Here is a 967-nt window from a genome sequence, read left to right on the forward strand (position 1 = left end):
AACTACCTCGTTAGAGGTATAGAGTTGATTATTTCGTAGCAATGAAAAAATCAATCTTACAAGTTTTCGTCCAGTTAGTGCGAGTGCCCTTTTATGTTTGTGAATTAATGCTTCATCATACTTTTTATGATAATAAGCATTGTATTCAGAATTATATCTAAGAATGCTGCCTGCGGCTTCAAGGAGATAGTAACGAAGGTATTTATTGCCTGTTTTCGTTAGAAAAGTATTTTCAGCCGTAAAACCACCTGATTGTTTCTTTCTCCATGTTAAACCAGCATATTTTGCAACGCATCCTTGATTATTAAATTTATTTATATCACCTAGTTCAGATATTATGCCTGCGGCAAAGACAGGACCGATACCTGGTATCGATATAAGACATTGAAATTGATGATTATTAAATCCTTTAATAGCTCGTGCTATAGCTTTATCTAATGATTTAACTTCTTTTTCTAAAGCTTTTATACAGTTTAAAGATGCTGCTATAGTAGCATTTAAAGGATCATATAGTGACTTATCTAAGCGATAAGAATCTCTAGCTGCCTTTTGTAACAACTTAGCGGTAGCTTCTGGATTAGTAAATCTATTTTTGCTTTTATCCACAAGAAAGTTTATTAAGTATTCAATAGAAGCACTGGCTATTTCTTCTGTGGACATAAATTCTGTTAAAACCGCTAAAGATGAAGCACCGAAGGTGTTTGAAAATGGATTTTCATTTCTGTCTAGAACAGCTAGTTCACTAAACTTTAGAAATATATTTGAGAGAATATATGATTTTTCACGGCTTATATTTTCAATAAGATGAAGCCTACATCTAGTAAGTCTTTGAAGTGCTATATATTCTCCACCCTTCCAAGGTGCTGATGTTATTTTACCTACTCTTGCAAAGTCTGCAATTACAAAAGCATCCTTTGGATCGGTTTTATCAATGTCAACAAAAGATTTTTTATAAGCACAAATTACT

The 967-nt window shown here is 32.8% G+C and carries 1 protein-coding gene; it reads right to left on the minus strand.

The window, feature by feature from the left end:
* The coding region (locus tag KQI30_RS16845) for an IS110 family transposase (RefSeq protein ID WP_216464494.1) at positions 1-967 on the minus strand (967 nt) is incomplete at both ends.

Source organism: Clostridium bornimense, from assembly GCF_018917145.1.
Taxonomy (GTDB): Bacteria; Bacillota; Clostridia; order Clostridiales; family Clostridiaceae; genus Clostridium_AN; species Clostridium_AN bornimense_A.